This is a genomic window from Streptomyces sp. NPDC048479, from assembly GCF_040651435.1.
Classification (GTDB): Bacteria; Actinomycetota; Actinomycetes; order Streptomycetales; family Streptomycetaceae; genus Streptomyces.
Genome location: NZ_JBEZKA010000051.1, coordinates 23,343 through 29,716 on the forward strand (window position 1 = coordinate 23,343; position 6,374 = coordinate 29,716).

Here is a 6,374-nt window from a genome sequence, read left to right on the forward strand (position 1 = left end):
CCGTCTGTCAGCCTTCCCGGATGAAGCCCTCCCGCACCAGCCAGTCCTTCGCCACCTCGTGTGGGTCCTCCCCTCCCACGTCCACCCGCGCGTTCAGCCGCTGGGCCTCCGCCGCCGTCAGCCGCTTGCTGATCGGGGCGAGGATCCCGGCGATGGCGGGGTACTTCTCCATCGCGGCGCTGTTCATCTCCGGTGCCGCGTTGTAGTTCGGGAAGAAGTGCCGGTCGTCCTCCAACACGTTCAACTTCAGCTCCGGAATGCGGCCGTCGGTGGTGGCGGCCACCCCGAGGATGCAGGCGGCGCCCTTGGCGACCTGGGTGTAGACGATGCCGTCGTCCATCTTCTTGTAGTTCCCGGGCGGGAGGGTGAAGCCGTACTTCTTCGCCACGCCCGGCAGGCCGTCCTCGCGCACCGCGAATTCGCTCCCCCCGCAGATCGTGGCTGCGCCCGGGTCCTCCTTCACCAGCCGCGCCACGTCCGAGAGGGTGCGCAGACGGTACTTCCGCGCGTTCGCCTGGTTCGCGACCAGCGCGTAGGTGTTGTCGAGCGGGGCTGCGGGCAGCCAGGTGATGCCGTGGCCGCGGTCCTCGTCGCGTACGGCCTGCCACTGCTCGTACGGGTCGGTGATCGGCCGGGTGTGCCCGAGGTACGTGATCCAGGCCGTGCCTGTGTACTCGTACATCCCGTCCGCCGCACGGGACTTGACCGCCTCGCGGGCGCCGATCGAGCCCTGGATGTTCGTCCGGTCCAGGACTTCCGCGCCGGCCGCCTTGAAGACCAGCCCCATGATCTTGCCCAGGATGATCTGCTCGGTGAACTCCTTGGAGGTGACGGTCAGCCGGGCGCCCGCCAGTGGCCGGCCCTTCCCGACCGAGCCCGGCCGCACCGAGTCGGCCAGCGGGCTGCCGCTGGTCAGCCCGCAGCCGCTCAGGCCTGCGGCGGCAAGCAGCAGCGCGCACGCGCCCGCGGCGGCGGCCCGTGCCCGGGACCAGCGCATCAGTCCACCTCCAGGCCGCGCGGGCGCAGCAGCATCTCGACGAGCATCCCCAGCCAGTCCACGATCAGCGCCATGGCGACCGTCAGCACGGAGCCGAGCACCAGCACCGGCATGCGCTGGTTGGTGATGCCGGAGGAGATCAGGTCGCCGAGGCCGCCGCCACCGCCGAAGGTGGCCAGCGTCGCGGTGCCGACGTTCAGCACCAGCGCGGTCCGCACGCCCGCCAGGATCAGCGGTACGGCCAGCGGCAGTTCGACCCGGAACAGCACCAGGCGCGGCGGCATCCCGATGCCGCGCGCCGCCTCCACGAGTGCCGGGTCGATGGCCTTCAGCCCGGCTATGGTGTTGCTCAGCACCGGCAGCACCGCGAACGCCACGATGCCGATCAGCGCCGCCCGCCGGCCGATGCCGAGCCAGATCACCAGCAGCGCCAGCAGGCCCAGGGCCGGGGTCGCCTGGCCGATGTTGGCCGCCGCGACGAACGGCGGGGCGGCCCGGCGCAGGCTGCTGCGGGTCAGCGCCACGCCCAGCGGGATCGCGATGACGAGCACGAAGAAGGTGGAGATCGCGACGAGTTCGGTCTGCTGGCGGAGCGTGGTGCGCACTATGCCGCCGGAGAGCGAGTTCCTGGCGATCGAGTCCAGCTCTGTGGTGCTGAGATAGAGCGCGGTGGCACCGAGGGCGGCCGCGACGAGGGCCGGCACCGTCACCAGCTTCTGCCAGGTGATACGGGGTGGGATCCGGTCGGGTGCGACGGGCCCGGTATCGGGCTCGTCCGGGCCCGGAGCCCGGTGACCGGCTTCGGAAGCGGCCCTGCCACCGGCCCCGCCGCCACCCCTGACACTGACCTCGCTCCGGCTCACGATGGCTCACCCCGGCCGGTCCGCCGAGCCTCCTCGGCCCGCCGCTTCTCCGGCGCCCCGTTCATCGCGCTCAGCAGCGTCGCCATGTCCACGACGCCGAGGTATTGGCCGTGCTGCCCGGTGACCGGCACCGGGCCCGCGCCGTCGGCCAGCAGCGCCTCCAGCGCGTCCCGCAGCGTCGCGTCCACCCCGATCCGGCCGCGGACCGGGGTGCCCGCGGATAACGGCAGGGGCTCTGCTGCGGGCTGCGCGGCCCGCTCCAGGTCCTCGCGCCGCAGCCAGGTGTGCGGGCGCCGGTCCCGGTCCAGCAGCAGCAGCTGATCGGCGGAGGCGGAGGCAGAGCCCGCGCGCAGCAGCTCCAGGACGGTCTCCAGCGGGTCGTCGACAGTGGCGGTGGGGACGTCGGCGAGCTCCACCTCCCGTACGCGCTTGAGGTTCAGCCGCTTAACCCCAGCGCCCGCGCCCACGAATCCGGCGACGAAGTCGTCCGCCGGGCTGGTCAGGATCGCCTCCGGCGTGTCGAACTGGGCGATGTGCGACCGCTGGCGCAGCACCGCGATCCGGTCGCCGACCTTGATGGCCTCGTCGAAGTCGTGGGTGACGAAGACGATCGTCTTACGCAGCTCGCGCTGCAGCCGGATCAGCTGGTCCTGAAGGCGTTCGCGGGTGATGGGGTCGACGGCCCCGAACGGCTCGTCCATCAGCAGCACGGGCGGGTCGGCGGCCAGCGCCCGCGCCACCCCCACCCGCTGCTGCTGGCCGCCGGAGAGCCGGCGCGGATAGCGGCAGCGGAACTCCCCGGGATCCAACCCGACCAGATGGAGCATCTCCTCGACCCGGTCCCGCACCTTCGCCCGGGGCCAGCCGGCCATCTTCGGTACGAGCGCGATGTTCTCGGCGACGGTCATGTGCGGGAAGAGGCCGGTGGCCTGGATGGCGTAGCCGATGGTGCGGCGGAGCGCCACGGGGTCCATACCGGTGACGTCCTCGCCGCCGATCGTGATCCGCCCCGAGGTCGGCTCGATCAGCCGGTTGATCATCTTGAGGGTGGTGCTCTTGCCGCAGCCCGAGGGGCCCACGAGGACCACGGTCTCGCCCGCCGCGATACTCAGGGTCACGTCCTCCACGGCCGGAGCAGGGCTGTCCGGATAGCGCTTGGAGAGGTTGTTCAGTCCGATACTCGCGCCGGCGGCCGGCTGGGCGAGCCCGGCAGGCTCTGCGGTTGCGGAAGGCCGGGCGGTGGGTTCGGCCGTTTCGGCAGGTTCAGCCACGGATCCCCCGTGAGATGGTGAGCCGTCCGATCAGTACGTACCCGGCGTCGAACAGCAGGGCAAGGACGACGATTCCGAGCGTCCCCGACGCTACTTCGTTGAGCGCGTTCGCACTGCCGAGGCTGGAGATCCCGCGGAAGATCTGGTTGCCGAGCCCGGGCCCCGAGGCGAAGGCCGCGATCGCCGCGATGCCCATCAGCATCTGGGTCGCCACCCGGACGCCGGTGAGGATCGGCGGCCAGGCGAGCGGCAGTTCGACCCTGAGCAGCCGGGCGAACCGCGACATCCCCATGCCCTTGGCGGCCTCGACGAGGGCCGGGTCGATCCCGCGTAACCCGACGACCGCGTTGCGGACGACGGGCAGCAGCCCGTACAGCGTCAGCGCGATGACGGTCGGCGCAACGCCGAGGCCGACGACTGGGACGAGCAGGCCGATGAGGGCCAGGGAGGGGACGGTGAGGATGGCTGCGGTCGTGGTGATCGCGAGGTTTCCTGCCCACTCGGTGCGGTAGGTGAGGACGCCGATCAGGACGCCGAGCACCGTGGCGGCGACCATGCACTGGAAGACGGCGCTGGCATGCTGATAGGCGTCCACGAGCAGTTGCTGGTAGCGGGTGCCCAAGTACTCCCAGAAACTCACTTCTCGGCCGCTCCCTCACGGGCGGCTCCCCAGCCGTCAGCGGTCCTTGCGGTGCCTGGCGCACCAGTCGAATGGTCCGGAGCGGCACCGGATTCCCCACGCCGTCGAGCCCCGCACGATGCCATCAAATCGCACCCCCGGTCGGTCACGCGCTGCACATCGGTATTCGAGCGTGCCACTAAACGGCACAGCATGTCACCATGGCCCGTCGTGGTTTGTAGCTCCAGCGCTTCCGGCACAGCCCAAGTGCCCCCGTATGTCCCGGCCTTGGCCCTGCTCGATCTCCAGCGTGGCGATCGCGGTCACCGGACAGCCGAGCGCCGCCGTCTCCACGTCGGGCCGGAAGCCGCGGATTACCCCGCCCGCCTGCAGCTGGTCCAGACGGGCCTGTACGGTGCCGCGTGCGATGCCCAGGCGGCGCGACGCCTCAGCTTGTCCTACCTTTTTGGCGCCGGTGCCGAAACAGCCGCGGAACGGTGTTGACCAGCACAATCCCGCGTGCAGAACCCTACCCGTCGCACCGAGCAGTCGGCAGGCCCGCCTGGCGATCTGATGATCACTCAGTCGGCCTAGGAGCGCGGATGCGGCCGCTTGCAGTTCTGGCTGAGCAAGCCGACCCGACGTATCCCCGTCAGGCGTCGATGATGACCGGGATGATGAGGGGCTTGCGGCGGTGGGTGCGGAACGCCCATGACGCCACGGCCCTGGCGATGAGCTGCTCCAGCTGGTGCGCGTCACCGACGCCTTCCAGGGCCGCGGTGGCCAGGACCTTCTCGATCACCGGGATGACCGGCTCGAAGGTGGTGTCGTCGTGGACGAAGCCGCGGGCCAGGAAGTCGGGTGCCTCGGCGAGGGCGCCCGTGTCGGCGTCGACGATGGCCACGACGGTGACGACGCCTTCCTCCGCGAGGGTGAGACGGTCCTTCAGGGACGCCTCGGTGGCGCCGCCGACCTCCATGCCGTCCACGTAGACGTAGCCCGCGGGCACCTTGCCGGTGATGGAGGCGCGTCCGCCGACGAGGTCGACAACGACACCGTCCTCGGCGATGACCACCCGCTCGGGATCGACCCCGGTGCGGATGGCCAGGTCGCCGTTGGCCCGCAGATGTCGCCATTCACCGTGCACGGGCATGACGTGCCGGGGCTTGACGATGTTGTAGCAATACACGAGCTCACCCGCGCTGGCGTGCCCCGATACATGCACCTTGGCGTTGCCCTTGTGGACAACGTTCGCGCCCCACCGGGTCAGCCCGTTGATCACCCGGTAGATAGCGTTCTCATTGCCCGGGATGAGAGAACTGGCGAGCAGGACGGTGTCCCCCTTGCCGATCCGGATCATGTGGTCACGGTTGGCCATCCGCGACAGTGCCGCCATCGGCTCGCCCTGCGAACCGGTGCACACCAGGGTGATCTGGTGGTCCGGCAGCTTCTCCAGTTCCTTCATGCCGACGACCAGGCCGGGCGGAACCTTCAGATAGCCCAGCTCACGGGCGATACCCATGTTACGGACCATGGACCGGCCCACGAAGGCGACCTTGCGGCCGTGCTGGTGAGCGGCGTCGAGTACTTGCTGGATGCGGTGCACATGGCTGGCGAAGCTCGAGACGATGACCCGCCGTGGGGCGGTGCGCAGGACCTGTTCGATCGCGGGGTTCAGCTCGCGCTCGGAGGTGGTGAAGCCGGGCACCTCGGCGTTGGTGGAGTCGGTGAGGAACAGGTCGACGCCCTCCTCGCCGAGCCGGGCGAAGGCGCGCAGGTCCGTAATGCGGTCGTCCAGGGGGAACTGGTCCATCTTGAAGTCACCAGTGTGCAGCACCAGCCCGGCGCCGGTACGGATCGCGACCGCGAGACCGTCCGGGATGGAGTGGTTGACCGCCACGAACTCGCAGTCGAAGGGACCGAACCCCCGCCGGTCGCCCTCACGTACCCGCACCGTACTCGGCCTGATTCCGTGCTCCTTGAGCTTGGCCTCCAGGAACGCCAACGTCAGCTTCGAGCCGACAACGGGAATGTCACGTCGCTCGCGCAGCAGGTACGGTACGCCCCCGATGTGGTCCTCGTGGCCATGGGTCAGCACCACGGCCACGACATCGTCCAGACGGTCCCGGATCGACGTGAAGTCCGGCAGGATCACATCCACGCCGGGCTGGGTCTCCTCCGGAAACAACACACCGCAGTCGACGACAAGCAGCTTGCCGGCGTGCTCGAAGACGGTCATGTTGCGACCGATCTCGCCCAGGCCGCCCAGGGCGACGACCCGCAGCCCTCCTTCGGGCAGCGGAGGGGCGGCTTTCAGATCGGGATGCGGATGACTCATACCCTGACGTTATCGGAGAATCTCCTGAGGTGATCCTTCGCGGGCTCTCCAGCCGGTTCACCGGGCGCGCTTGATGTCCGGCGGCGCTGTCGCGGTCGGCAACCTGCACCGGGCGGGTCAGAGTGCGGTGGGGGCAGTAACGCTTCCCGTCGGCGAGTCGTACGTCAGTGTGGGAGAAGATCTCGTGGCTCAGTGCGTCGTGGCAAAGGGAGTCCCTGTTCGAGAGCAGGGGCTTCTTGGTGTGCAGGGCATGATCGCGGAGGGTTAGGGGCAGGCAGCGGGCGGC

At 69.8% G+C, this 6,374-nt stretch carries 5 protein-coding genes and 1 pseudogene; all 6 read right to left on the minus strand.

Translation table 11 applies throughout. The annotated features are described in order from the left end of the window. Positions 1-7: 7 nt before the first annotated feature. Positions 8-997, minus strand: coding sequence for a glycine betaine ABC transporter substrate-binding protein (locus AB0D12_RS38710; RefSeq protein WP_362694023.1), 990 nt, complete (start codon positions 995-997; stop codon positions 8-10). Beyond that, positions 997-1,737, minus strand: coding sequence for an ABC transporter permease (locus AB0D12_RS38715; RefSeq protein ID WP_362694044.1), 741 nt, complete (start codon positions 1,735-1,737; stop codon positions 997-999). The genes AB0D12_RS38710 and AB0D12_RS38715 overlap by 1 nt, the downstream gene beginning before the upstream one ends. Before the next feature lie 119 nt (positions 1,738-1,856). Next, positions 1,857-3,038: a betaine/proline/choline family ABC transporter ATP-binding protein gene (locus AB0D12_RS38720; protein WP_362694047.1), complete on the minus strand. Its 1,182-nt coding sequence runs from the start codon at positions 3,036-3,038 to the stop codon at positions 1,857-1,859. 85 nt (positions 3,039-3,123) lie between these two features. Further along, on the minus strand, positions 3,124-3,771 hold the full coding sequence (locus AB0D12_RS38725; RefSeq protein ID WP_362694026.1) for an ABC transporter permease: 648 nt from the start codon (positions 3,769-3,771) through the stop codon (positions 3,124-3,126). Between the two features lie 46 nt (positions 3,772-3,817). Continuing rightward, positions 3,818-4,263: pseudogene (locus AB0D12_RS38730) on the minus strand (Lrp/AsnC family transcriptional regulator); the annotation flags it as partial. A 139-nt stretch (positions 4,264-4,402) separates the two neighbouring features. Next, positions 4,403-6,088 carry a ribonuclease J gene (locus tag AB0D12_RS38735; protein WP_362694029.1) on the minus strand — a complete coding sequence of 562 codons (1,686 nt, stop codon included), beginning with the start codon at positions 6,086-6,088 and terminating at the stop codon, positions 4,403-4,405. Between the last annotated feature and the right edge of the window lie 286 nt (positions 6,089-6,374).

Coding starts and splice junctions, on each gene's coding strand:
- AB0D12_RS38710 (WP_362694023.1), bottom strand. CDS start 997: ATGCGCTGGTCCCGGGCACGGGCCGCCGCCGCGGGCGCGTGCGCGCTG.
- AB0D12_RS38735 (WP_362694029.1), bottom strand. CDS start 6,088: ATGAGTCATCCGCATCCCGATCTGAAAGCCGCCCCTCCGCTGCCCGAA.